Here is a 24329-nt window from a genome sequence, read left to right as displayed (position 1 = left end):
GCCGACGAGTCTCCCACGGGTGCGCGGCGCGCGCCGCACCCGTGCCGGGGCCATACCTACGTCCTCCCCAGCCCGATGGCCGCGGGATCGATCGATACGAGCGCGCCGTCGTCGACTGCCAGCGGCAGGCGCGCCCGCACCTCGAAGCCGCCGTCGGCGCGCGGGCCCGCGGCGAGCGTGCCGCCGATGGCCTCGGCCCGGGCCCGCATCCCGGCGATACCGGTGCCCGGTGTGCCCTTCGGCGCGACCTCGCCGGCACCGTTGCCGACCACCAGCTCGACCGCGTCCGATCCGACCGCGAGATGCACCCGCACCTCGGCGCGCGGTGCGTGTCGGGTGGCATTCGACAGCGACTCCTGCACGATCCGATACAGCGCCAGCCCCGCGGTGTCCGGAATCGCCGCCAGCGCACCGTCGATCGTCCATTCCACCGCCACACCGGCCCGCCGCGCCCCGTCCAGCAGCGCGAGCACATCCGCGGCCGCGGGCTGCGGGGCGTGTTCGGGTAGCTGACCGTCGCTGCGCAGCACGCCGAGCATGGTGCGGATCTCGTTGAGCGCCTCGCGCGCCGAAGCCCCGATGGACTCGAATTCAGCCCGCGCGGCCGGGGAGACATCGGCCACCCGATACGGCGCGGTCTGGGCCTGGACCACCACCATCGACATGTGATGGGCCACGACATCGTGCAGGTCGCGGGCGATGCGGGCCTTCTCCTCGAGGATCGCCCGGCGCGCGCGCTCGAGCTCGTTCTCCTCGGCCTGCCGGGTCAGGGCCTTGCGGGAGAGCACCAGCCAGCGCACCAGCAGGCCGAAGGCGACCAGGCCGGTCATGGCGATGGGCCAGCCGAACGCGGCCTCGGCGAACGAATCTCCGGCATCGGCCATGGTGGTGGCCATCAGCAGGGCGGTCGCGGCCCAGGCCACCAGCACGATCTGGATCTGCGCGCGCACGGCGACGGCGAACAGCAGCGCGAACAGCGCCAGGATGTGGACCACCTGGAACGGGATGTGGTTGTCCGGCTGATTCGGGATGGCCAGCGCGATCAGCAGCGCGGATCCGGCCGAGATGGCCCAGCCCAGGGCGGGATTCAGGCGCACCAGCACCACCGGCAGGGCGGCCAGCCCCGCGATGAACGGCTGCGCCGCCGCGGGCACCTGATGGGTCAGGTGCAGCGTGGGCCAGGCCACGACGAAGAAGACCCCGCCCAGCAGAACCGTGAACATGTCGAACCACAGCAGCAGCCGACCCGGTTTCCGCGAACTCCGGGCCACCTGCCGCGCGGTCTGCGCAATCCGAGCCATGGTTACGACCCTAGGAACCCCGCCCGCGCACGTCCTCATACCTCCGGGTGAATTGGCACCCCCTACCCCGGTACGAGAGCCGCCCGCGCCTCACCCGGCGCACCGGTCCGGGATTCGATCCGCGGGTTGAGGCGGCTTTCGAGGCTCGATTCCTAGCTTTTCATGGCATGAACGAAACACCGCGACAGACCGAGGGCAGGCCGATCACCACCGGGCGGGGCGCGCTGCGCCGGATCGCCGGAGCCACGGCGGTGGCGGCCCTGCTCACCGGTAGCGCGATGGCGTTCGGCCCCGCGGGTTCGGCCGTGGCGGCGGGAACGGGGGCCGTGGAGAACGCCGACGCGCGGCGGGCGGTCGCCGAGCTCGCGGGGGCGCGGCCGTGGTCCGCGCCGATTCCAGCGGATTTCGCCGCGTCGGCCGGTTATCGGCCCACCGTCAGCCAGGGGCTGCTGGTGGCGCCGAACGGGGATTGCTCCGCGCCGATACCGCTGCCGGACGAGTTCGAAACCGCCTGCAAGGCACACGATCTCGGATACGACCTGCTGCGCTATGCCGCGCGCGGCGGGCATCCGCTGGGGCCGTGGGCGCGTCAGCGCATCGATGCCGCCCTCGAACAGCACATGCATTCGGCCTGCCAGGGGCGCGCGGATTCCTTCGCGCGGGCCGAATGCCATGTCCTGGCGACCGTCGCCAGTACCGCGGTCGACCTCAACTCCCGCCGCCAGGACTATGCCGCTCCGATGCCCGAATACCTGTTCGGAACGGAGCTTTCCGGGCCGGCGCTCGGTACCCAGCTGCTGCGCGTGCTCGGTCCGGGGGCGCTGGCGCTGCTCGTGCTCGCCGCCGTGGTGGCGTTCGTGCGACGGCGTACCGCTGGGCCGCACCGTCTTTCGTGAACACGCCTTCCGTACAGGAGCTCGAAGTGATCCTCTCGACCGATACCGACCGCACGGAGACGACTCCCGAAGCCGGGCGAGCGCCGCGGCTGTCGCCGCCGCGCATCGGAACCACCGCCGCGGTCACGATCGGCCTGACCGCCGCGCTTGCTCCCGGACTGCTGCCCCGCACGGCCGAGGCGCAGGCGGTGCTGAGCGGGCTGCTGGTCGCGGCCTGCCTGGCGGCGGCCGGGCTGGCCCGAATGCTGGTGCGACGCTGGGGTTTCGATATCAATCGCGAGTGGGCGCGGTATCGGTTGCCCGCCGCGCTGGTCGGAGTGATCGTGGTCGCCGGTGCGCTCGTGCACGCCTGGCTGTGGCAGAACCGGCTGCGCGCGGCCATGGCGTTCGCGCCGATCGGACCGGGGTACTGGGTGCGCTGCGCGCTGGTGACCACGGTGGTCGCCGGGCTGCTGATCGGGCTCGGGCGCGGGGTGCGCTGGGTGGTCCGGCGGCTGGGGGCGGCCCGCAGCGCCGGGCTGGCGGTCGTGGCGGTGCTGGCGACGCAGTTCGCGCTGCTACCCGCCGCGGTGGATTGGCGTCGGTCGGCCTATGCCGCCGCCAACGCCCAGCTGGACCCGACCGTCGTGCGGCCGATCGCCCACAACCGTTCCGGGAGTGCGGATTCGGTGGTGAGCTGGCCGTCGCTGGGTGCGGAGGGGCGGAAATTCGTTGCCGGACAACCCGCTCGAGGGGTGCGGGTGTATGTCGGCATGGAATCAGCCCCCGACCTGGATTCCCGGGTGGGGTTGGCCATTCGCGAACTGGAGCGCTCGGGTGGGCTGCAGCGCGCGAATCTGGTCGTGGTGATACCCACCGGTTCCGGCTGGATCGACGCCCGCGCCGCCGCCGGTCTGGACGAGCGTTTCGGCGGCGACGTCACCCTCGTCGGCCTGCAGTACTCCGAGGCGCCCAGCTGGGCCACCTTCCTGTTCGGCCGCACCGCCGCCGAACAGTCCGCCCGCGCCCTGTTCACCGCCGTAGAACACCGCCTGTCGACCATGCCCGACCGCCCCCGCCTGTTCATCTACGGCCAAAGCCTCGGCGCCACTGCGGGCAGTGCCATCTTCACCGATGACAGCGACCAGCGAAACCGCGTTTGCGCCGCCCTCTGGGCAGGCCCCCCGGCCATCCGCGTCCACCACGCCGCCGCCACCGTCCTCGCCAACTCCTCCGATCCGGTGGTCCAGTGGTCCCCCCAATTACTCTGGCACGCCCCCGATCTCACCCACACCCGCCCCGACGCCCCCCACCCCCAATGGATCCCGCTGATCAGCTTCCTCCAGACCACCACCGACCTGCTCTCCGCCCTGGCCCCCGGCCCAGGCCACGGCCACCGCTACGGCCCCGAGCAGGGCACCGCGATGGGCACCTGCTGAACAAAGAGTTCGCCGACCGACTCCGCCGCTAGGCGAGGGTGCGTTCGAATGTGATCGGCCGAGCCTGCGTCTGGTGCAGATCGAAGACCACGATGCGATTCGCACCCCTGCGGAGCCAGGGGGCCGGGCAGTAGAGCCGCTGCTGCGGGCCGATCTGCCAGTACCTGCCGAGGTTGTGGCCGTTGACGTAGACGAAGCCCTTGGTCCAACCGGACATGTCCAGATAGGTGTCGGCGACGGCGGTCAGGGTGAGGTTCGCCTCGAAGAACACACCGGGCCGGGCCGGATCGGCCAGGCGGGGCTTCAGGGCGGCCACATAGGCCTCGTCCATCGGCAGCCCGAAGACCTGCCAGCCGGTGAGATCTCCGGTCAGCGGACCTGCGTCGCGAAGCGACACCGTGCGCAGGATCCCCTTCCGGTCGACGAGGGCGTGTCCGTAGTTCGTGCGGCCCATCCCCTCCACCAGTATGTCGAGCACGGGCTCGGCGCCGACGACGGCCGAATTCGGGAGATCGAGCGGCGCATTGTTGGTGACATGCAGCGCCTTCGAGACGGCGTCCGGAACCGCGGGCCGGGAGATGCCGCCCGCATACGTGTTGTTCAGAAACACCGTCGCATAGTCGTGGACCCACCGGATGTCCAGCTTGCCGCCGGTGTAACCGCGCAGCGGCCTGCGGTAGAGCGCGAAACCGAAGTTCTGGCCGTACATCTCGAAAGGCGCCGGATCCACCGTCCGCTCCGGCGGGAACGGGGCGGGCAGGTTGTCCCAGACCGAGGTGAACGCGGTCGGGGTGAACCGCACCCCGGCGAGCGTCGGCACCGGCGCGGGTATGTCGGGCAGGGATGTGGCGAGATAGCCGCCGAGCAGCGCCCGGTAGGCGTGATAGCGCCGGGTCGCCGCTCCCTGCTCGGTGATCGGCGCGGAGTAGTCGTAGCTGGTGATATCGGGTTGATAGTGGCCGGACCGGTTGTCCGCGTTGGCACCGGCGTAGAACCCGAAGTTGGTGCCGCCGTGGATCACATAGATGTTGAACGAAAGCCCCTGATCCATGAAGGCCTTCAGGTCCGCGGAGATATCGACGTCACCACCCTGGAAGGCCGGATCGCCCCAGTGGGTCAACCAGCCCGGATAGACCTCACCGGCCATGGTGGGAACGTCCGGAAACTCCTTGCGCGCCTGCGCGATCGCCGCCGCGTTCCCGCCGCTGAGCGCGATCGCGCCGCCCGGAACGATGGTGCGATTGGTCCGTACCTGATCGAGGCCGTCCTCGGTGTAGAAGGGGCCGGTGATGCCGCCGTCGATCCACAACTGCCGCAGCTGCGTCAGATACTGAGCGTCGTTGCCGTAGGAGCCGTATTCGTTCTCGATCTGGATCATCAGAATGGGGCCGCCGTTGCCGATCAGCAGCGGTTCGACGCGAGGGATGAGCCGATCGATGTAGCGGCGCACCGCGGACATGTAGCGCGGGTCGCGAAAGGCGTTGACCCGCAATTGGATATCCGGGTTGCTCAGCAGGTAGGCGGGTAGTCCGCCCAGGTCCCACTCGCCGCACACGTAGGGGCCCGGCCGCAACAGCACCCACATGTCCTCCGCCTGGCACAGCCGCACGAACGCCTCGATGTCGCGGCGATCGGTGGTGAAGTCGAAGACCCCGGGGCGCTCCTCGACGTAGTTCCACATGACATACAGCGCGATCGTGTTCATCCCCATCGCCTTGGCCATGCGGATTCGATGCCGCCAGTACCGCACGGGAATACGCGCGGGATGCATCTCGCCGCTGCGGATCTGGAAGGGCTTTCCGTCGAGGAGGAAGGCGCTGCCGTCGGGGGCGAATCCGAACGAGCGCCCCGCGGCGGCACTCGCCGGCGAACTCGACGCGGTCCCGGTGAGGGCCATGGCGGCGATCGGGCTCAGGGCACCGACCTTCAGAAAACGGCGTCGCTCCATGACTTCTCCTCATCCGGTGCGCCTGCCCTTGTCAGGGTAGGCACTTCCGGATGAAAACATGGCGGAACGACAGTCGGATTTCGCCGAAATACGTTGTGTAACTGGCTATTCCGCGAGGACGACCCCTACCGTGGGGGTGTGCGCACCGCCGCCGCCGGCGGATCCGGCGGCGGCGGTGCCTTCGTCTCGCTACGCGATCGGGCCGCGCGCGGCCTCGTATGCCGCGCCCACACGGTAGAGCCGATCGTCGGCCAGCGCCGGGGCCATGATCTGCAGGCCGACCGGCAGGCCGTCCTCGTTGCTCAGGCCCGAGGGGACCGACATGCCGCAGTAGCCCGCCAGGTTGGTCGGGAGGGTGCACAGGTCCGACAGGTACATCGCCAGCGGATCGTCGACCTTCTCGCCGAGCCGCCAGGCGGTGAACGGACTGGTCGGGGAGACCAGGACGTCGACCTGCTCGTAGGCCCGGTCGAAGTCCTGCGCGATGAGGGTGCGGACCTTGAGGGCCTGGCCGTAGTAGGCGTCGTAGTAGCCCGCCGACAGGGCGTAGGTGCCGATCATGATGCGGCGCTTGACCTCCGGGCCCAGGCCCGCCTCCCGGGTGGCGGCCATGACCTGCTCCGCGCTGCGGGTGCCGTCGTCACCGACGCGCAGGCCGTAGCGCATGGCATCGAAGCGGGCCAGGTTGGACGACACCTCGCTGGGCAGGATCAGGTAGTAGGCCGGCAGCGCATGTTCGAAGTTCGGGCACGACACCTCGACCACATCCGCGCCCAGATCCTTCAGCACGGCCACGGCCGCGTCGAAGGAGGCGATGACGCCCGGCTGGTAGCTGTCGGAGTGCAGCTCTTTGACCACACCGACTTTCACGCCGCGCAGATCGGCCTGCGCACCCTGGCGGGCCGCCTCGACCACCGGCGCGACCGGCACGTTGCGCGAGGTCGAATCCCGCGGGTCGTATCCGGCGATGACCTCGTGCAGCAGCGCCGTGTCGAGGACGGTGCGCCCGCACGGGCCGCCCTGATCCAGCGAGGAGGCGCAGGCGACCAGGCCGTAGCGCGAGACCGTGCCGTAGGTGGGCTTGGTGCCGACGGTGCCGGTCATCGCGGCGGGTTGGCGGATCGAGCCGCCGGTGTCGGTGCCGATCGCGAGCGGGGCCTGGCCGGAGGCCAGCGCGGCCGACGAGCCGCCGCCCGAACCGCCCGGAATGCGCTCGGTATCCCAGGGATTGCGCGTCGGACCGTACGCGGAGTTCTCCGTCGACGAGCCCATCGCGAACTCGTCCATATTGGTCTTGCCGAGGATCGGGATGCCCGCCTCGCGCAGCTTGGTCGTCACCGTCGCGTCGTACGGCGAGATCCAGCCCTCGAGGATCTTCGAGCCGCAGGTGGTCGGCATATCGGTGGTGGTGAAAACGTCCTTGAGCGCCAACGGGACACCCGCCAGCGGCGAGGCCACCGTGCCCGCGGCGATGGCGGCGTCCACCTCGGCGGCGGTTGCCAGCGCCTGCTCACCCGCGACGTGCAGATAGGCGTTGATCTCGCCGTCCACCTCGCCGATGCGGCGCAGATATGCCTCGGTGACCTCCACCGAGGACAGCTCGCGGCCGTGGATCTTCTCCGCCAGCTCGGCAGCCGGCAGCTTGGTCAGGTCGGTCATTCGCCCTCTCCCAGAATCTGCGGAACCACGAACCGCTGGTCCTCCACCGCCGGTGCGCCCGACAGCGCCTGCTCGGGCGTCAGGCATTCGGTGACCTCGTCCGGACGAGTGACGTTGGTGGTCGGATTCGGCGAGGCGGTGGCCGGAACATCGGCGGCGACCTCCGAGATGACCCGCACGTGGCTCAGGATCGAATCCAGCTGCCCGGCGTAGCGGTCGAGTTCTTCCTCGGTCAGGGCGAGCCGGGACAACCGGGCGAGGTGTGCGACCTCGTCGCGGGAGATGGCGGGCACCGCGGGGACCCCTTTCGGCAGGATCGAGCTGACGATTCGCCCGGGGCGCCGGGCGAGACGGATAACAGCCTATCCCGGCGAAAAACGTGCCGGGAACAAGGGGGATGGTGGCCGGGAACATGGAGGATGGTGGCCAGGAACAAGGGGGAACGCGGCCGCGACAACGGAGATCAGCGGGCCGCGACAACGGGGAACAGCGGGCCGCGACAACGGGGAACAGCGGCCGGGAGGAGGGGGATGGTGGCCGCATATTAAGTTGACAGGTCAATGTCCGCTGGCTTCCACTGGCACTTCGCCGCCGGTTCGTCGGACAATGGCCTGTGGTCGTCGCGGGCGTTCCGGTCGATGGCGGCGAGCGTGGGTGTAAGTATTGCGAGACTCGGGTATCCGTCCGAGAGTCTCGGTCGCACAGGAAAGAAAAGAAAGGAAGGCACGTGTCATTTCTGCTTCGCGTGCAACTTCCGGATCGCCCAGGAAGTCTCGGTTCACTGGCTCTCGCGCTGGGCTCCGTCGGCGCCGACATCCTCTCGCTGGATGTGGTCGAACGCGGCGTCGGATATGCGATCGATGACCTGGTGGTGGAGGTCCCGCCGGGTGCGCTGCCGGACACACTCATCACCGCGGCCGAATCGCTGGCCGATGTGCGGGTGGATTCGCTGCGGCCCTATTCGGGCATGCTCGACACCCACCGCGAACTCGAGCTGATCGACCAGGTCGCCAGTGCGCGTGACGACCGATTACAGGTGCTCGTCGACGGCGTGCCCCGGGTGCTGCGCGTCGGATGGAGCACCATCATCGATACCGGCCCGCAGGGCGCCTATCGCGTGGTGGGCAGCCCGAGTGCGCCTGAGACACAAGCGGGTTCGGCCCCGTGGATGCCGCTCGAGAAGCCCTCGACCCTCGATCCGGAGGCCGACTGGGTCCCGCAGATCTGGAAGGATATGGACACCAAGCTGGCCGCCGCCCCGCTCGGCAACACCGGTAAGGTGCTCCTGCTCGGCCGCCCGGGCGGCCCCGAGTTCCGACCGTCGGAGGTCGCGCGGCTGGGCTATCTGGCGGGCATCGTCGCCACGGTGCTCATCTGAGCGCCAGCCGCATCACCGTCATCAGCGAACTGCCCGGCCGCGCGGCCCAATCCCGTTCCGGCACATGGACGAAGCCGAACCGGTCGTAGATCCGCCGCGCATCCACCATGGGCGCCATGGTGGTCAGCACGACCGCCGCGAAGCCCTCCCGACGGGCGGTATCGATCACCGTGCGCACCAACGCCGTTCCCACACCGAGCCCCCTGGCCTGCTTCGCCACGGCGAGCATGCGGAATTCGAGCTCGCCCGCGCGGGCGATGTCCGCATACGGCGTCGCCGGTCGGGCCATCGTCAGTGAGCCGAGCACGACTCCCTCGCGCACGGCGACCAGCACATCGGCGGCCCGCGCGCGGGCCTCGGCATCGGAAAGCTCTGCCACATAAGGGCTTTGCGGATCGATGTAGCCCTCGCCGACATACACGTCCATGGTGAGCGACCCGACGGCCCCGTACTCCTCGGACCGCACGGGCCGGATCTCGAATGCGGCCTTCGGCGATATGATCATCATTCCGTACTACTCGACGGGAGAGGTCCCGTCACTCCTCCAGGGCCGCGGGGCCGCCGGCGAGCAGCTTGCGGAAGCCGTCCTCGTCCAGAATCGGCACGCCCAGCTCCTCGGCCTTGGCCGCCTTCGATCCGGGGGCATCGCCGATCACCACATACGCCGTCTTCTTCGACACCGAACCCGCGGCCTTACCACCGCGCATCAGGATGGCCTCCTTGGCCTCGTCGCGCGAAAAGCCCTGCAGCGAACCGGTGACCACGATCGACAGACCCTCGAGGTTGCGCTCGATCGACTCGTCGCGCTCGTCGACCATGCGCACTCCGGCCACGCGCCACTTGTCGACGATGGCGCGGTGCCAGTCGACGGCGAACCATTCCTTCACCGCGGCCGCGATGGTCGGGCCGACGCCGTCGACCGCGGCCAGCTCCTCCCCCGAGGCGCTCTCGATCCGCGCCATATCGCCGAACTCCGCCGCCAGCGCGCGGGCCGCCGTCGGGCCGACGTGGCGGATCGACAGCGCGACCAGCACCCGCCACAGCGGCCGGTCCTTGGCGGCCGCCAGATTGTCCAGCAGCCGCCGCCCGTTGGCCGACAGGCTGCCGTTCTTGTTCGCGAACAGCGTCGTGGTGAGCAGCTTGTCCTCGGTGAGGTCGAACAGATCGCCCTCGTCGTGGATCGCGCCCGACTTCAGCAGGTCGATCGCGGCCTCGTAGCCCAGCGCCTCGATATCGAAGGCCCCGCGCCCGGCCACGTGGAAGACCCGCTCCCGCAACTGCGCCGGGCAGCTGCGCTGATTCGGGCAGCGAATATCGGCGTCGCCCTCCTTCTCGAAGGCCAGCTCGGTGCCGCATTCCGGGCAGTGCGTCGGCATCACGAATTCCCGCTCGCTGCCGTCGCGCACATCCACCACCGGCCCGAGCACCTCGGGAATGACGTCACCGGCCTTGCGGATGGTGACCGTATCGCCGATCAACACCCCCTTGCGCTTGACCTCCGACGCGTTGTGCAGGGTGGCCATCGCGACGGTCGACCCCGCGACGGTGACCGGCGCCATCACCGCGAACGGCGTGACCCGCCCGGTGCGCCCGACATTGACCTGAATGTCGAGCAGCTTGGTGGTCGCCTCCTCCGGCGGGTACTTGTAGGCGATCGCCCAGCGCGGCGCGCGCGAGGTCGAGCCGAGGCGACGCTGCAGCGACATCTCGTCGACCTTGACGACCTGGCCGTCGATCTCGTGCTCGATATCGTGGCGATGCTCACCCCAGTACCGAATCCGCTCGAGCACCTCGTCGATGCCCCGCACCCGCACGGTGTGGTCGGACACCGGCAGCCCCCAGGCCGCCAGCGCGCGATACGCCTCGTACTGCGAGTCGGGCGTGAAGCCCTCCATCCGGCCGAAGCCGTGACAGATCATCCGCAGCCGCCGCCGCGCCGTGACCGACGGATCCTTCTGCCGCAGCGAACCGGCCGCGGTATTGCGCGGATTCGCGTACGGCGCCTTACCTTCCGCGACGATGGCGGCATTGAGGTTCTCGAAGTCCTCGAGCCGGAAGTACACCTCGCCGCGCACCTCGAGCAGCTTGGGGATCGGGAATTCGTCGGCGGCGGTCAGGCGCTCGGGCACATCCTCGATGCCGCGGGCGTTGAGCGTGACGTCCTCACCCGTACGGCCGTCACCCCGGGTGGCGGCGCGCACCAGCCGTCCGTCCTCGTAGACCAGGTTCAGCGCCACGCCGTCGATCTTCACCTCGCACACGTAGTGCAGGTCGGGACCGGTCTCGGCCTCCACCCGGCTCGCCCAGGCGCGCATCTCCTCCTCGTTGAACACATTGTCCAGCGAGAGCATCCGCTCGAGGTGGTCGACGGGGGCGAATTCGGTCGCGAACCCGCCGCCGACCTGCTGGGTCGGCGAATCGGGCGTGCGCAGGTCCGGATGCGCCTCCTCCAGCGCCAGCAGCCGCTGGAACAGCTTGTCGAACTCGCCGTCGGAGATGATCGGCGCGTCGCGCACGTAATAGCGGAACTGATGCTCGCGCACCTCTTCCGCCAGACGCTGCCACTCCGTCCGCTCGTCGGCCGTAGCCGGGTCCATCTCGATTCCGGGTTCGTTCACGTGACGCACATTAGCCGAGCCCACCGACAACCCCGAGACCCAATTCCGCACGTCGCCCCGGTTTCGCGACGGGGAACACCCCACCCGGGCGCTTGGTTGGATCGGACATGGAACTCGATGCCGCGCTCGACTTCGCCCGCGCCCAACAGCGCTCGGTGCTGACCACGATCCGTAAGAACGGCCGCCCGCAGCTGTCCAATGTGACCCACTGGATCGCCGAGGACGACGTGATCCGTATATCCATCACCGCCGACCGCGCCAAGTACTTCAACCTGCGCCGCGAGCCGTGGGCGTCCCTGCACGTCACCCGCGACGACTTCTGGGCCTATGTGGTGCTCGAGGGCGACGTCGAATTGTCCCCCGTCGCCGCCGCCCCGGACGATCCGACCGTCGAGGAGCTGATCGCCTACTACCGCACCCTCAGCGGCGAACACCCCGACTGGGACGACTACCGGCGCGCCATGGTCGCCGACCGCCGCGTCGTGGCGCGCATCCGCCCCACTCGTGCCTACGGCATGCTGAATTAGTTTGCGGCACAGCGTTTCCCATCACACCGCCAGCGGCGGGGCGGCCGGGGCGGGCAGTTCCGGTGGCTCGTAGGTCCGCCACGCCCGCGCCAATCGGCGCACCGCCTCGCGCAGTTCGTCCCGCGCCGCGACGAAACTGATCCGAACCCGGTCCACGTTCCCGCCGGAGGCGTCCAAACCGGCCCCCGGCAGAATCGCCACCCCGTGACGCAGGGCGCGCTGCGCGAAGGAGGTGCCGTCGCCGTGCGGCAGCCGGATCCACAGCGTCTGGCCGCCGCTCACCCGGGGCACCTCCCACTCCGGCAGCCGCGCGGCCAGCTCGGCCACCATCGTGTCGTGACAGTCCTTGCGCTGCCGCACGATTCGCTCGCGCAGCCGATCCAGCTCCGGGAGCAGTACGGCGGCCGCCAGCTGAGCCGGGACATTGCCGCCCAGATCGTGCACCGCCCGCAATCGGGCCAGCCGGGCGACGACCGCGGCCGGTCCCCGCACCCAGCCGACCCGCAGCCCGCCCCACAGGATCTTGCTGAGCGAGCCGATCGAGATCACGCCGTCGCCGAACGCGGCCAGCGGCGGGGGCGGCGGATCGGTTCCGGGAAAGCCCAGATCGGCGAGCACCTCGTCGTCGACCAGCGGAATCCCCTCCCGCGCGGCCGATTCCACCAGCGCCCGGCGGGCCAGCGTGGAAAGCACGGCGCCCGTAGGGTTTTGGCAGGTCGAGATCACGTACGCCAGCGCCGCGGATCGCACCTGTCCCAATCCGATCGGGCAGGCCCGCGGCACCGCGGCGACCTCGCGGAACGCCTCCAGCGCACCGGGATAGGTGGGCGCCTCGACCAGCACCCGATCGCCGGGCCCGAGCAGGGCGCGAGCGATGAGCGACAGCGCCTGCTGCCCACCGCCGGTGACGAGGATCTGTTCGGGCGCGGTCGGCACGCCGCGCGCCCGGTACCGGTCGGCGATCGCCGTGCGCAACACCGGAATTCCGAGCGGGTGGTAGCCGATGTCACCATCGAGTCCGGCCAGGTCGGGCAGCACGCGCCGATACGCCTCGACGACCTCCGGCGGCGGCGTGCGCGGCGCGGCGCAGGCCAGGGCGATCACATCCGCGTCCGGCTCCAGCAGTTGCAGGAACGCGGGCGAATGCGTGGTGTCGGGCCGGACGGCCGCGGCCGCCCCGGCTACCCGGGTGCCGCTGCCCTGCCGCCGCACCACCCGCCCCTCGGCGCTGAGCAGATCGTAGGCGGCCACCACCGTGGTGCGTCCGACCGCGAGGACCTTGGCCAGCGTCCGGTCGGGCGGCAGCGGTGCGCCCGCGGGCAGTTCGCCGTCGTCGATGAGCGTGCGCAGCCGCCCGGCCAGCAGGAGATACAGCGGTCCGCGCCCGGCGGACCAGCGGCCGAGGCGATCGGCGAGTTCGATTGGCTCCATTTGCAAACCAATTGTGCCCGATTGGCCCTGGGCGGACACCCCCGACCGCTCGAGGATGGAAGCCATGAGCAAGATCTCCATTTCCGACGTCCTCGCCGAACTGACCGGACCGTGGCAGCCGCGCGATCTCGCGGTGGCCAACGACACCATCGTGCGGGTGGCCCGGTTCCACGGCGCCTTCCCCTGGCATCATCACGACGAGGACGAGCTGTTCCTGTGCTGGGACGGCACCTTCCGGCTGGAACTGGCCGATCGCGCACCGGTCACCCTGCGACCCGGTGAGATCTTCGTGGTGCCCAAGGGGGTCGAGCACCGTCCGGTCGCCGACGAGCCCGCGCACGGCCTCATGATCGAGCGTCCCGAGACCAAGCAGTACGGGAACTGATCCGGTGACGACCCCGACCGCCCGAATAGGGGTTCGGCGCCCCCGCACCGAGTCCTCCGGCCACCGGTCCGGTACCGATCGGGCGGCGGGGTCATAACCCGAAACTGGTTGGTTCGACCAGTTTTCCGCACTATTCACCCAAGTCGGCTGACATGTCAACCTAGATCGCATGCGTCCGCGACGCAATGATCCACTCTCTGAACCATTGATTCGAAACCGTTGCAGCACAGTGAGATCGAGTAACGCCACCGTTAACGGCGATGTCGCCCATGTGATTTCATGCACAAGCATTTCAGCGTCGTGCTTCCATCTAAAACTATGGATCACAGAAAACGAGCGGCGCGTTACGCCGCGCTAACGGTAATCACCTTGGCCACAACGATATTCGCCTCGACGACCGGGGCCTACGGGCAGCCGCCCACACCCACCCCCGGTTCGGATCTGACGACCGTTCCCAAGGAGGTTCTGAAGGACCCCGAGGGCACGATCCGCCAGGTGGTTCCGCAGCAGCCGGTGCCGGTCCCCTCCGGAACCCCACGGGAGGCGCCCTCGGCCGCGCAGGCCCATGCCCCCGGCGTGGCGAAGACGTTCACCGGCGCACCGGTCGGCGCGCTCGTGGTCGACCAGGTGTTGCCGGTGGGCGAGGGCTCCACGGTGCGGCTGCGCCAGGAGATCGACTCGGTGCCGGTGTTCGGCGCCTCGGTCTCGCAGCTGCTGGCCAAGGACGGATCGCTCGTCTCGGCGACCGGGTCGCTGACCCAGCAGTCACAGGGCAGGTTCACGACCACCACCGCCACGCAGGCCGTGTCGGCGACCGCGGTGAAGGCGGTCGCGGAGCAGACCAAGACCCCCGCGGACAAGCTGGCCACGGGTGCGGTCAAGGCCTACTGGTACGACGCGAAGCTGGCGTCGGCACCGGACGGCAAGAGCGTGGCGGTGCCGGCGTTCAAGGTGACGGTTACCGGCGACGGCAAGGACAAGAACAAGCCCAGCGAGTTCATCGTCTTCGTCGACGCCAACGACAACGCCAAGGTGCTCGACAGCTGGGATGCGGCCGCGCATCTCAACCGCGTCGTCTGCGATGCCGCGAACAAGCGGGTCGATCTGAACAGCCCCGTCGATCCCACCGAATGCGGGACCGCGAACGGCTTCAAGGCCACCCGCGTCGAGGGTCGGGGGCCGGTCGGCATCGCGGATGTCGACAACGTCTTCGGCTACTTCGGCAACACCGAGGGGTTCTATGCCAAGAACACCCAGCTGCCCGGGAATCTGACCAGCTATATCGGCAAGGACACCGGGGACGGGCACGGCACGGCCCTGCGCGGCACCGTCCGGATCTGCGATGTCTCGGAGTGCCCGTACGCCAACGCGTTCTGGTACAACGGCCACATGGCCTACGGCTCGGGCGTGACCACCGAGGACATCACCGGCCACGAACTCACCCACGGCGTGACCGAGCGCGTCAACGGTCTGCAGTACCGCTACGAGTCCGGTGCGATCAACGAGTCGATGTCGGACATCTTCGGCGAGTTCGTCTTCCTCGCCGATACCGCCAACCCCTGCAACACCGCCGCCAACCGGTGGAAGCTCGGCGCGTGCAGCTCCCTGGGCGTGATTCGGGATATGAAGAACCCCAAGGCGTATCGCCAGCCCGATACCTACAAGGGGACCTACTGGTACACCGGCAGTGGTGACAACGGCGGCGTCCACACCAACAGCGGCGTCGGCAACAAGGCCGCGCAGCTACTGGTCGACGGCGGCAGCCACAACGGCGTCAACGTCACCGCGATCGGCCTGGAGAAGACCGCGGCGCTGTACTGGACCACGCAGACCCTGCTGACGTCCAACGCGACCTACCGCACCCTGGGCAGCGCGCTGAACAACGCCTGCAAGGCCAATGTGCAGAACAAGGTCAAGGGCACCACCGCGGCCGACTGCACGCAGGTCGCCAACGCGGTCAAGGCGGTCAAGATGCCGACCCTGAACGTCGCGAGCTAGTCAACCGAAGTACCGCGCCGGACGCCTCGCTGCCCTGGGCGAGGCGTCCGGCGCTCGTTCGGCCCCTGGGCACTTCGGGTTCCGGGCGGCTCGGGTTACGGATGCCATAATCGCGGGATGCAGCGCTCGGCGGCGGATCACGCGGCGGCCACGGTCGGCGCGGTCCTGGACGACCCCGCCGCCCGGTTCGCGCTCATGCGACGGCTGTACGAGGACGTGCCGCGGCAGGAGGGCGTGCATCTGCCCTATCGCCGGGCGGCGCTGGCCTTCATGGCCTGGCAGCTGCGCCGCGGACTGCTGAACCCTGCCGATGCCCAACGGCCGGGCAGCCCGTGGTGGCGGGCGATCAACGAGCGGCTGCTGCGCGATATCTGCGAGGCGCGGGCGATTCACCTCGGACACAACGGAATTCCCTCCAACCGGAGCGTGCTGTACACCCTGGATTTCGTCCGCCGGCCCACCGCGCGCTCCTGGTATCGGGCCCACAACAGCAGTGTCGTCGCCGCCTATCTCGAGCACGAGCGGCTGGCCCGCGCCGAGGGACGGGTGGAGCGCTTCTTCATCAACCTCGTGCTGATCCGGGTCCTCTACGCACATGCCCTGGTCGCCGCGCCCCGCCTGGCCCTCGGCTGGCTCTCCCCCGTCGCACCGCTGCTCGGTGATCCGCGGCTGGGGATGACCGGGATCTTCCTGTCTTTGTCGCGGGTGCTTCCCGCCCGGTATCCCCTCGACGCGGACGTGGAGACCTACGTCCGTCTCGAACACGGCTTCGGCCATCTCCTCGACGTCGGGGTGATCGTGCCACGCATCGAGCGGCTCTACGCGTGGTCCGCCGATACGCTGGAACGCCCCGAGCTGCGCGGGCTCCTCGATCGCGACGTACCCGTATACGCCTGGGACGCAACCGATCACGAGCCCTGGCACCCGGCGCCGTCGGCGCTGGCCCGATGGGCGCGCCGGGCAGTGCCGCCCGGCGGTCGGCGCCCGGGCGGCACATCGGCCTGAACAGGGGCCCTCAGGCGTTTTCCGGCGTCTTCGGCTCCGGCAGCACCTCGCCGGTCTCCAGCAGGGTCTTGAGGTTGGCGAGGATTCCCGGCCAGCCCTCGCTGATGCCCGCCAGTACCCCGCTGCCCGGTCCGAAGCCGTCGTGCACCACGGTGAGTTTCACGATCTCGCCCTGCGGCTCGAGTTCGAAGGTCACCTTCGAGCGCGGTTCGGCCGCCCAGGCCGCCACGTCGTCGGGGTTCATCCCCATGGCGTCGGCGAAGGCCGAGTCGAAGGTGTGCCAGGTGTAGGAGAGTTTGCGGGGCGGATCGGATTCCAGGACCACCTGCTCGCGGTCCCCGCTGGACCAATCCCCTTGGTGCCAGACCATTTCCGAGCCGGGCCGCCAATCGGTGTCGAAGGTCGCACCCCAGTAGCGGTCGGTGAAGGCGGGGTCGGTCAGGGCCTGCCACAGCTGTTCGGGGGTGGTCTTGATGTAGGTGGTGTAGACGAATTCGTTGGTCATGGTCGCGCTCTCCAATGCGGTTTTGAGGTCGGCGAGGGCGTGGATGCGGCCGCGGTCGTAGCGGTTGATCCAGCGGTCGGAGATGGCATTGATGGGCTCGGCGTTGAGGTAGTGCAGTTTCTCGCGGCCGCGGCGGCGGGTGGTCACCAGATTCGCGGCTTCCAGAATCGCCAGGTGCTTGCTGACGGCCTGGCGGGTCATGGCCAGGCCCTCGCACAGTTGGCGCAGGGTCTGACCGTTGCGTGCGTTGAGGCCGTCCAGCAGCAGTCGGCGGCTGGGGTCGGCCAGGGCCTTGAACACCTCGTCCACGGGACCATCCTCCATATGCAACCTTTTGGGTGCATAAAGCAACAATAGGCATCCGTTTGGTTGCATGTCAAGGGTGATGTCGCGCGATACCGGCGCGGACGGCAGGATGGCACGGGTGCTGCGCAGTTTTCAGGTGACCAATCACAGATCGCTGGCCGAATCGCAGGAACTGCGGTTGACCGGGAGCCGGGGCGGATCCCTGCCCGCGCCCGTGACCGCGGTGCACGGCACGGCCGCCAGCGGTAAGTCCAGCCTGATCGACGCGCTGGGGCAGATGCGCGACGCGGTGCTGAACTCGGTCACCGGTTGGGATCCCTATGCCGGCCCGGTGCGCACGCCGCATCTCGGATTCGCCGACCACCCTTCGGAATTCGTGGCCACCTTCGTCGCCGAGGGCATCCCGTACAGCTACGGCTTCCGGCTCGACAACGCCGATGTGACCGCCGAATGGCTGCACAGTCACCCGCACAACCGCAAGCGCATCGTGTTCGAACGCGAGGGCGATCAGGTGCGGATCGGCCCGATGTTCGAGCCGGTGCGCTACGGCATCGGGGCGCTGGTGCCGCTGGTGCGCCCGAACGCCCTGCTGCTCAGCCTGTCCGGGCAGATGTATGCCGAGGCGTTGGTCCCGGCCTACCGCTGGTTCGCCACCCAGCTGGAAGTGCTACGCGGACAACCCGATGCGCACGACATCGCGCACCGGCTCGGCGGCCACCTGTCCCGCTCGGCCGACAACGCCGCCCGGCTGCTGCTGTTGCTGCGCTCGGCCGAACTGGGCATCGACGATCTGCTGATCGCCGATCCCGACCCCATGTACGCGGACTATCTGCGCGATCTGGACGGCGAAATCGCCGCCATGACAAAGGAACTCGACGCCGCGATCGCCTCGCCCGCGCATGCCGAGCGGCTCGAGCACGAGCACGGACTGACCCCGCTCACCCTGGAGCGGGAGCTGGCCAATCTGCGCACCGCCCGCGACACCCTCTACTCCCGCATGGTCGCCCGCCGCGGCGTCGGCCTCGGACTGGTGCACGAGGGCATCGCGGCGCCCTTCGACATCGCCGACGAGTCCACCGCGACGCTGGCGCTGCTGCGCCTGCTGCCCGCGGTGCTCGACGCCCTGGACACCGGCCGCGTCCTGGCCGTCGACGATATCGACACCCATCTCACCGGCGATACCGCCGACCGCCTCATCCAGCTGTTCCAGAATCCCGAAACCAATTCCCGCGGCGCCCAACTCGTCTTCACCACCCGCCAGCGCACGCTCGTCGACCGCGGCAACGGCCGCTCGCAATCGCGCCGCACCATGGTCTGGCAGCTGCGCCGCACGCCCCACGGCACCAGCGAGCTGACGGCGACCTAGTCCGGCCACCGCATAGCATGGGGGCATGCTGGAGTTCGCGTTCATCGTCATGGTCACCGGAGCCCTCGTCGCGCTGTTCGCGATGTACCGCCGGGGCCGGGGCGGGAAGACGCTCGTCCAACCCGAGACCGGCACCCTGCGCGTCACCGGCGTCAGCCCCCGCCCGGCGGCACAGGGCGAGCAGTACGTGACCATCACCGGCACCATCACCGGCCCGACCGTCCCCGGCGAAACCGTCTACGGCCGCTTCGCCTGGGACGTCAACCAGTGGCCCTCCCCCGGCGAGGACATCACGGTCGTCTACCCCATGGGCAAACCCCAGCACTGGCAGATCGGCCACCCGGGCGCCCGGCCCTATCTGGGATCCTGAGCGCCGCGCTCAGTCGAAGGTCAGGGTTTCCGGTTCCTCGGCGAAGGCGCGGGCCACCTCGGTGGCCAGGGTGAGGGTGCGGCGGGCTCGAGGCAGGGGGATGCCCGCGAGGCCGCAGGTGGGGGTTATGAGGATTCGGTCGGTCAGGGTGGAGCGGGGGAAGCCGAGGCGGTCGATCAGGCGGACCGCGGGTTCGGCGATCGTGCGCCAGGTGGGTGGGGTGGCGGGGGGTGTGGTGGGGAGCAGGCCCAGGGCCAGGAGTTTTCCGGTGTCGAGGAGTTCGCCGATCGGGTCCAGGTCGGGGGTGGTGATGGTGGTGAGGTCGAAACCGATGGCGGCCGCGGCGCTTCGGCGCAGGAAGCCGAGGGCGGGGGATTTCGCGCAGGTGTGCACGAGCACGGGGGCGGGCTGGCCGGTGATCACCGTGTCGAGGATGTGCAGGGCCTCGGGGGCCGGGAGAGCGGGCACGGTGTCGAGGACGCTGGTGCCGCGCAGGGAACCGTTCAGGACGTCGGTGAGCGACGGTTCGTCCAGTTGGACAACGACATTCGCGTCCAACCGCCGGCCGACCTCGGCGACGTGGCGAGCCAGGCCCTCGGCCAGCGATTCCGAAAGATCGCGCACCGCACCGGAATCGGTGAGGATGCGGTGGCCACCGGCGAGCTCGACCTGCGCGGCCAGGGTGAGCGGACCGGCCGCCTGCACCTTGATCATCCGCCGGGAACCGCCGAGACCCGCGGTCTCCCAAGCCTCTTCGAGTGCGTCGAGATCGGTGCGCAGCAGATCGTGGGCGCGGCGCGAGACCGAACCGGGACGCGGGGCGAGCCGATATCCCCGGGTGGTGGTGTCGAATCGCAGATCCACCAACAGCGCGGAGGCGCGCCCGATCATGTCCGAACCCGTTCCGCGCCCGGGCAATTCGACCAAATGCGGAAGATCGCCGAGTTCGCCGACGATCGTCGCGGCGGCCTCCCGGGGATCGGCGCCGGGCCAGGAACCGACGCCGGTGGCAATGCCGCCGCGCAAGCGCGGCGGCTCGACCGGCACGATGTTCCCGGCCTGCTCCGGAACGCGGTGCAGGGTGCCGTCACTACCGGACAATATGGGTCACCTCTCCGATGCGATCCGCGCTCACCGGGCGCTGTCGGGCACCAGCTCGCCCGCGAGATCCACCCGCTCACCGCTGGTGCCGCTGATGGTGCCGCTGCCGATCACCCTGTCCCCCAACGGATCCGGTCGATAGAGCACCACGGCCTGCCCGCGCGCCACACCGGTCAGCGGCTCGCGCAGCCGGACCACCAGGCCGCCGTCGACCGCCTCCGCGACCGCGGCCGCGGTGCCACCGTGCGCGCGCACCTGGGCGACGCACTCGAGGGGACCGCTGGGCGTGACGCCGGAGGTCCAGATCGCCCGGTCGGCGAGCACCGTCCACACGTCCAGTTCCTCGGCCGGTCCCACCCGCACCGTGCCCGAATCGGGATCGATGCCGGTCACATAGCGCGGTCGCCCGTCGGGTGCGGGTCCGGGCAGGCCCAGGCCCTTGCGCTGGCCGATCGTGAATCCGTGCACGCCCTCGTGTTCGGCGAGTTTGCGCCCGTCGGTGTCGACGATCGCGCCCGGCCGGATGCCGATCTTCGCGCCCAGGAAGGCGCGGGTGTCGCCCGAGGGAATGAAGCAGATGTCATGGGAGTCCGGCTTGTTCGCCACCGCGAGTCCGCGTTCGGCGGCCTCGGCGCGAATCCGCGGCTTCGGGGTATCGCCCACCGGGAACATCGCCCGGCTCAGCTGCTCGGCGGTCAGCACGGCCAGTACGTAGGACTGATCCTTGTCCGCGTCGACGGCCCGGCGCAGCACGCCGTCCTCGAGGCGCGCGTAGTGGCCGGTGACCACGGCGTCGAAGCCCAGCGCCAGCGCGCGATCGGCCAGGGCCGAGAACTTGATCTTCTCGTTGCAGCGCAGGCACGGATTGGGTGTCTGCCCGGCCGCATAGGACGCGACGAAGTCGTCGATCACGTCCTCCTTGAAGCGATCGGCGAAATCCCAGACGTAGAACGGGATCCCGAGCACGTCGGCGGCGCGGCGAGCGTCGCCCGCGTCCTCCTTGGAACAGCAGCCACGCGAGCCGGTCCGCAGCGTTCCCGGTGTCGCCGACAGCGCCAGATGCACCCCGACCACCTCGTGCCCGGCATCGACCGCCCGCGCGGCGGCCACGGCGGAATCGACTCCGCCGCTCATCGCGGCGAGCACTCTCATCGCGTACCTCCCTTCGCACCGGCCAGTCCCGCGGCCTTGGCCCGCTCGACCACCGCGGGCAGCGTGTCCAGCAACGTCTCGACATCGGCCCGAGTCGAGGTGTGCCCCAGCGAGAAGCGCAGCGAACCGCGCGCCCGACGGGCATCGGACCCCATGGCCAGCAACACATGACTGGGGGCGGCCACCCCGGCGTTACAGGCCGACCCCGTGGAACATTCGATTCCCGCCGCATCGAGCAGCATCAGCAGCGAATCGCCCTCGCAGCCTGGGAAGGTGAAGTGCACATTGCCGGGCAGCCGCCGCTCACCGGTGGGCCCGTTGAGCACCGCATCGGGTACGGCGGCCCGCACGCCCGCGATCATCTCTTCCCGCAGCCGCGTCAATTCCGCTGTGCGCGTCGGCATTTCCTCGACGGTCTGGCGCAGCGCGGCGGCCAGTCCCACCGCCCCCGGCACGTCCGAGGTGCCCGAACGCAGGTCTCGCTCGTGCCCGCCGCCGTGCAGCAGCGGCACACAGGGCACCTGTCGCCCCAGCAGCAGCACACCCACACCGTGCGGTCCGCCGACCTTGTGACCGGTGAAACTGGCCGCGGCCAGACCGCTTCCGGCGAAGTCGATGGGCAGCTGGGCGCCGGCCTGCACCGCATCACTGTGCATGGGAATATCGAATTCCTGTGCGACGGCGGCCAATTCGCCGATCGGCTCGATGGTGCCGACCTCGTTGTTGGCCCACATCACCGTGACCAGCGCGGTCTCGTCGGCATACTCGGCCAGCGCCGCCCGCAGCGTCCGCGGCGACAGCACACCCTCGGCGTCCACCTCGAGCAGCGTCACCCGGGCGCCCTCGTACCGCTCCAGCCACTCGACGGTGTCGAGCACCGCGTGATGTTCGATCGCACCGACCAGAATCCGGGTCCGCCGCGGATCGGCGTCCCGCCGCGCCCGGTAGATCCCCTTGACCGCGAGATTGTCGCTCTCGGTCCCACCGGAGGTGAAGATCACCTCCGAGGGCCGCGCCCCCAGATCGGCCGCGATCGACTCCCGCGCCTCCTCCAACAGCCGCCGCGCCGCCCGCCCCGATCCGTGCAACGACGAGGCATTCCCCGCCGTCCCCAGGACAGCGGTCATCGCCTCGACAGCGGACGGGAACATGGGTGTCGTGGCCGCGTGATCGAGGTAGACCGTCTTGGGCACCGCACCGACCGGACCCGGGAAAGCCGACTTCATGACCAACACAGCCTATCCGATCGTTGACCTGGGCTTCCTTGGGGTCCGCCCCTGCCGTCCTGCGAGATTTTCAGAAACCACCCGGCAGTCGTAACCCGTCGACGGCGGTCTCGTATTCCCAGCGTCGGTCAACGTCGACGTGGCGATACCGGTCACCGACCGATATCGCCACGTGCGGGCGCGATGCTGCCCAACCTACGGATATCTACGCCACGGTCCCCAGTGGCCGTTTCCCGGATCCGTGCTCTGCCAGGCGTCGCCGTTGCTGATCCGGACCACGACGGTGCGGGTTCTCCGGTCGCTGTGGGCGATGGCCTTCACCACTTCGTCGGCGCGACCGTTGTGCGGCATCTCACGCCAGCCGCCGCTACCGGGCCAGGCGTGCCAGATGGTGCGGTCGGGTGCGATGCCGAAACTTTCCAGTCGCCCGGTGTTCCACCAGTTCGTGCTCCTGATCTTGCTACAGGGATGCTTGAAATATCCGACGTAGCCGTACTTCTCGCAGCGAAATCCCGACGATGTGGCTTCCTCGTCCTGTGCGCTGGAAATCCCCGCCGCACCACCGAAGATCGCCGCGGCCGCCATAGCGACGGTAAGAGCTTTTCTCATTGTTTTCCCCTGACGGAAGTCAGCGCCCGATCTCACGGACGAGGGTTGGACATGAAGAAGGTCCACATCCGGTTCCTGATGTCGTCGTCCAGCGCGCCCTGCGGCCAGGCGTGGCCCGCGTCGTAGACGCGCCACAGCACTCGGGTGCCCGCGGCGCATTCGAAGCGCTGGGCGACCAGGACGCCGGCGGGGTGGGGTTCGTTGGCCGGTTGGGCGGGGCATGCGTTGCGTTTGCGCCACAGGTCGCGGTGGTCGCGGGTGGCCACGTGCGCGTCGCTCTTTTCCTGGCTGCCCGCGAAGAATGCGAACGAGGCCGGACGGCCCGCCGGGCAGTTATTGGGATCGATCGGGTATTGGCCGTCGTAGACGCCGAACGACGCGAACATGTTCCGCGCCGCGCACGCCATTCGCCCGGTCATCATCCCGCCCATCGAATGACCCTCGACGTACACCCGCTTGGGGTTGACGCACCAGGTCGCGGCGACGTCGCGGACCACGCTGCGGATCAGTTCGATCTCCAGCGCGCCCGGTTGCGAGAACCAGAGCCAGCCGCCGGTGGGCGACGGCACCCGCGCCCGGGGGTAGGCGACGATGAACTTCTTTTGTTTGGCGAAGCCCGACCACCCGGTCATATTCTCGTGCGAGACCGGACTTCCCCCGCCGCCGTGCAGCGCCACCAGCAGCGGCGCCGCGCCCGACAGGCCGGGCGGGACGTACAGCCGGTAGAAGCCGCCGCCGGGCAGGTCGCGCCCGACGGACGCATCGCCCCCGGTCGGCCGGGTCGAGCAGGCGGCCGCGGGTTCACCCAACGCCTGATCCGCCGCATCCGGCTGGCCCGTATCGGGCAGGCTGGGATCGATCGGCGCGTTGTTCTCCCCCGGAACCGGCCCGGATGGAGGCGGGGCGTCGTCGGGTTGTGCGTGCGCCACCACCCCGGAGAGGGCGACGGTCACCGCCGCACAGACCGCCACGACCACTCTTGCCAGAGTCGAAGATTTTCTCATACCCATTCCCTCCCAGGAGGTTTCGGGAGAACGGTAACGCCGTTGCGGGCCCGGGCACATCGCCCCGCGGTCAGCTTCCGGCTTCCCTCGGCCGTGCACCGCCGCCTACGACACCGGTTGACGCGG

At 69.5% G+C, this 24329-nt stretch carries 22 protein-coding genes; 9 read left to right on the top strand and 13 right to left on the bottom strand.

Annotated elements, in window-relative coordinates; genetic code table 11:
• Window positions 1-56: 56 nt before the first annotated feature.
• Window positions 57-1301: a sensor histidine kinase gene (locus tag NDR87_RS21650; protein WP_251914835.1), complete on the bottom strand. Its 1245-nt coding sequence runs from the start codon at window positions 1299-1301 to the stop codon at window positions 57-59.
• A gap of 167 nt (window positions 1302-1468) precedes the next feature.
• Here NDR87_RS21650 and NDR87_RS21645 point away from each other — a divergent pair, with 167 nt between their 5' ends.
• Window positions 1469-2197, top strand: coding sequence for a hypothetical protein (locus tag NDR87_RS21645; protein ID WP_251914834.1), 729 nt, complete (start codon window positions 1469-1471; stop codon window positions 2195-2197).
• 29 nt (window positions 2198-2226) lie between these two features.
• Window positions 2227-3615, top strand: coding sequence for an alpha/beta-hydrolase family protein (locus tag NDR87_RS21640; protein WP_251914910.1), 1389 nt, complete (start codon window positions 2227-2229; stop codon window positions 3613-3615).
• A gap of 28 nt (window positions 3616-3643) precedes the next feature.
• Here the strand turns inward: NDR87_RS21640 and NDR87_RS21635 are convergent, their stop codons facing one another.
• The 3 genes from NDR87_RS21635 to gatC all read right to left on the bottom strand — a co-directional run bounded on the left by NDR87_RS21635 (window position 3644) and on the right by gatC (window position 7515).
• Window positions 3644-5563 (bottom strand): beta-galactosidase, encoded by a 1920-nt coding sequence (locus tag NDR87_RS21635; protein WP_251914833.1) that lies wholly within the window; start codon window positions 5561-5563, stop codon window positions 3644-3646.
• A gap of 189 nt (window positions 5564-5752) precedes the next feature.
• Window positions 5753-7222: an Asp-tRNA(Asn)/Glu-tRNA(Gln) amidotransferase subunit GatA gene (gatA, locus tag NDR87_RS21630; RefSeq protein ID WP_251914832.1), complete on the bottom strand. Its 1470-nt coding sequence runs from the start codon at window positions 7220-7222 to the stop codon at window positions 5753-5755.
• Window positions 7219-7515, bottom strand: coding sequence for an Asp-tRNA(Asn)/Glu-tRNA(Gln) amidotransferase subunit GatC (gene gatC, locus NDR87_RS21625; RefSeq protein WP_251914831.1), 297 nt, complete (start codon window positions 7513-7515; stop codon window positions 7219-7221). The genes gatA and gatC overlap by 4 nt, the downstream gene beginning before the upstream one ends.
• Window positions 7516-7949: 434 nt before the next feature.
• On the opposite strand from gatC, the gene NDR87_RS21620 reads away from it, so the two are divergent.
• The gene (locus NDR87_RS21620; protein ID WP_251914830.1) at window positions 7950-8600 is read left to right on the top strand and encodes an amino acid-binding protein; all 651 of its coding nucleotides are present in this window, start codon (window positions 7950-7952) and stop codon (window positions 8598-8600) included.
• Here NDR87_RS21620 and NDR87_RS21615 read toward each other — a convergent pair.
• Both NDR87_RS21615 and ligA read right to left on the bottom strand, forming a co-directional pair.
• The gene (locus tag NDR87_RS21615) at window positions 8593-9108 is read right to left on the bottom strand and encodes a GNAT family N-acetyltransferase (RefSeq protein ID WP_251914829.1); all 516 of its coding nucleotides are present in this window, start codon (window positions 9106-9108) and stop codon (window positions 8593-8595) included. The two genes, NDR87_RS21620 and NDR87_RS21615, sit on opposite strands and share 8 nt — an antisense overlap.
• Window positions 9109-9136: 28 nt before the next feature.
• Window positions 9137-11197, bottom strand: a complete 2061-nt coding sequence (ligA, locus tag NDR87_RS21610) for an NAD-dependent DNA ligase LigA (protein WP_251914909.1) — start codon at window positions 11195-11197, stop codon at window positions 9137-9139.
• 128 nt (window positions 11198-11325) lie between these two features.
• On the opposite strand from ligA, the gene NDR87_RS21605 reads away from it, so the two are divergent.
• Window positions 11326-11745, top strand: a complete 420-nt coding sequence (locus NDR87_RS21605; protein WP_251914828.1) for a PPOX class F420-dependent oxidoreductase — start codon at window positions 11326-11328, stop codon at window positions 11743-11745.
• A 21-nt stretch (window positions 11746-11766) separates the two neighbouring features.
• Here the strand turns inward: NDR87_RS21605 and NDR87_RS21600 are convergent, their stop codons facing one another.
• Window positions 11767-13176, bottom strand: coding sequence for a PLP-dependent aminotransferase family protein (locus NDR87_RS21600; protein WP_251914827.1), 1410 nt, complete (start codon window positions 13174-13176; stop codon window positions 11767-11769).
• 64 nt (window positions 13177-13240) lie between these two features.
• Here NDR87_RS21600 and NDR87_RS21595 point away from each other — a divergent pair, with 64 nt between their 5' ends.
• The 3 genes from NDR87_RS21595 (at window position 13241) to NDR87_RS21585 (ending at window position 16564) form a co-directional block, all read left to right on the top strand.
• Entirely contained in the window at window positions 13241-13561 is a 321-nt protein-coding gene (locus NDR87_RS21595) for a cupin domain-containing protein (protein ID WP_251914826.1), read from the top strand.
• A 369-nt stretch (window positions 13562-13930) separates the two neighbouring features.
• Window positions 13931-15559: a M4 family metallopeptidase gene (locus NDR87_RS21590; protein WP_251914825.1), complete on the top strand. Its 1629-nt coding sequence runs from the start codon at window positions 13931-13933 to the stop codon at window positions 15557-15559.
• A gap of 117 nt (window positions 15560-15676) precedes the next feature.
• A complete protein-coding gene (locus NDR87_RS21585; RefSeq protein ID WP_251914824.1) occupies window positions 15677-16564 on the top strand; it encodes a hypothetical protein in 888 nt (295 codons plus the stop codon).
• A 10-nt stretch (window positions 16565-16574) separates the two neighbouring features.
• Here NDR87_RS21585 and NDR87_RS21580 read toward each other — a convergent pair whose 3' ends face one another.
• Complete coding sequence (locus NDR87_RS21580; protein WP_251914823.1) at window positions 16575-17378, bottom strand: metalloregulator ArsR/SmtB family transcription factor; 804 nt, start codon at window positions 17376-17378, stop codon at window positions 16575-16577.
• 64 nt (window positions 17379-17442) lie between these two features.
• Here NDR87_RS21580 and NDR87_RS21575 point away from each other — a divergent pair, with 64 nt between their 5' ends.
• Together NDR87_RS21575 and NDR87_RS21570 are read left to right on the top strand one after the other, a co-directional pair.
• The gene (locus tag NDR87_RS21575; protein ID WP_251914822.1) at window positions 17443-18741 is read left to right on the top strand and encodes an ATP/GTP-binding protein; all 1299 of its coding nucleotides are present in this window, start codon (window positions 17443-17445) and stop codon (window positions 18739-18741) included.
• Window positions 18742-18766: 25 nt separating this feature from the next.
• Window positions 18767-19111 carry a hypothetical protein gene (locus tag NDR87_RS21570; RefSeq protein WP_251914821.1) on the top strand — a complete coding sequence of 115 codons (345 nt, stop codon included), beginning with the start codon at window positions 18767-18769 and terminating at the stop codon, window positions 19109-19111.
• A 9-nt stretch (window positions 19112-19120) separates the two neighbouring features.
• Here the strand turns inward: NDR87_RS21570 and NDR87_RS21565 are convergent, their stop codons facing one another.
• From NDR87_RS21565 to NDR87_RS21545, 5 genes are all read right to left on the bottom strand, one after another.
• Window positions 19121-20158 carry a methionine synthase gene (locus NDR87_RS21565; protein ID WP_308212131.1) on the bottom strand — a complete coding sequence of 346 codons (1038 nt, stop codon included), beginning with the start codon at window positions 20156-20158 and terminating at the stop codon, window positions 19121-19123.
• Between the two features lie 84 nt (window positions 20159-20242).
• The gene (gene mnmA, locus NDR87_RS21560; RefSeq protein WP_251914820.1) at window positions 20243-21364 is read right to left on the bottom strand and encodes a tRNA 2-thiouridine(34) synthase MnmA; all 1122 of its coding nucleotides are present in this window, start codon (window positions 21362-21364) and stop codon (window positions 20243-20245) included.
• Window positions 21361-22590 (bottom strand): cysteine desulfurase family protein, encoded by a 1230-nt coding sequence (locus NDR87_RS21555; RefSeq protein ID WP_251914819.1) that lies wholly within the window; start codon window positions 22588-22590, stop codon window positions 21361-21363. Before NDR87_RS21555 ends, mnmA begins: the two co-directional genes overlap by 4 nt.
• Before the next feature lie 195 nt (window positions 22591-22785).
• Complete coding sequence (locus NDR87_RS21550; protein ID WP_251914818.1) at window positions 22786-23199, bottom strand: hypothetical protein; 414 nt, start codon at window positions 23197-23199, stop codon at window positions 22786-22788.
• A 32-nt stretch (window positions 23200-23231) separates the two neighbouring features.
• Window positions 23232-24203: a PHB depolymerase family esterase gene (locus tag NDR87_RS21545; protein ID WP_251914817.1), complete on the bottom strand. Its 972-nt coding sequence runs from the start codon at window positions 24201-24203 to the stop codon at window positions 23232-23234.
• Window positions 24204-24329: the final 126 nt, after the last annotated feature.

The organism is Nocardia sp. CDC159 (assembly GCF_023740735.1).
GTDB lineage: Bacteria > Actinomycetota > Actinomycetes > Mycobacteriales > Mycobacteriaceae > Nocardia > Nocardia pulmonis.
This window is presented reverse-complemented; position numbering and strand designations above follow the sequence as displayed.

What these genes read in the sequence shown, in the direction of transcription:
- NDR87_RS21650 (WP_251914835.1), bottom strand. Translation starts at nt 1,301, where the DNA reads ATGGCTCGGATTGCGCAGACCGCGCGGCAGGTGGCCCGGAGTTCGCGG.
- NDR87_RS21645 (WP_251914834.1), top strand. Translation starts at nt 1,469, where the DNA reads ATGAACGAAACACCGCGACAGACCGAGGGCAGGCCGATCACCACCGGG.
- NDR87_RS21635 (WP_251914833.1), bottom strand. Translation starts at nt 5,563, where the DNA reads ATGGAGCGACGCCGTTTTCTGAAGGTCGGTGCCCTGAGCCCGATCGCC.
- gatA (WP_251914832.1), bottom strand. Translation starts at nt 7,222, where the DNA reads ATGACCGACCTGACCAAGCTGCCGGCTGCCGAGCTGGCGGAGAAGATC.
- NDR87_RS21615 (WP_251914829.1), bottom strand. Translation starts at nt 9,108, where the DNA reads ATGATGATCATATCGCCGAAGGCCGCATTCGAGATCCGGCCCGTGCGG.
- ligA (WP_251914909.1), bottom strand. Translation starts at nt 11,197, where the DNA reads ATGGACCCGGCTACGGCCGACGAGCGGACGGAGTGGCAGCGTCTGGCG.
- NDR87_RS21605 (WP_251914828.1), top strand. Translation starts at nt 11,326, where the DNA reads ATGGAACTCGATGCCGCGCTCGACTTCGCCCGCGCCCAACAGCGCTCG.
- NDR87_RS21600 (WP_251914827.1), bottom strand. Translation starts at nt 13,176, where the DNA reads ATGGAGCCAATCGAACTCGCCGATCGCCTCGGCCGCTGGTCCGCCGGG.
- NDR87_RS21595 (WP_251914826.1), top strand. Translation starts at nt 13,241, where the DNA reads ATGAGCAAGATCTCCATTTCCGACGTCCTCGCCGAACTGACCGGACCG.
- NDR87_RS21585 (WP_251914824.1), top strand. Translation starts at nt 15,677, where the DNA reads ATGCAGCGCTCGGCGGCGGATCACGCGGCGGCCACGGTCGGCGCGGTC.
- NDR87_RS21575 (WP_251914822.1), top strand. Translation starts at nt 17,443, where the DNA reads ATGTCAAGGGTGATGTCGCGCGATACCGGCGCGGACGGCAGGATGGCA.
- NDR87_RS21570 (WP_251914821.1), top strand. Translation starts at nt 18,767, where the DNA reads ATGCTGGAGTTCGCGTTCATCGTCATGGTCACCGGAGCCCTCGTCGCG.
- mnmA (WP_251914820.1), bottom strand. Translation starts at nt 21,364, where the DNA reads ATGAGAGTGCTCGCCGCGATGAGCGGCGGAGTCGATTCCGCCGTGGCC.
- NDR87_RS21555 (WP_251914819.1), bottom strand. Translation starts at nt 22,590, where the DNA reads ATGAAGTCGGCTTTCCCGGGTCCGGTCGGTGCGGTGCCCAAGACGGTC.
- NDR87_RS21550 (WP_251914818.1), bottom strand. Translation starts at nt 23,199, where the DNA reads ATGAGAAAAGCTCTTACCGTCGCTATGGCGGCCGCGGCGATCTTCGGT.
- NDR87_RS21545 (WP_251914817.1), bottom strand. Translation starts at nt 24,203, where the DNA reads ATGAGAAAATCTTCGACTCTGGCAAGAGTGGTCGTGGCGGTCTGTGCG.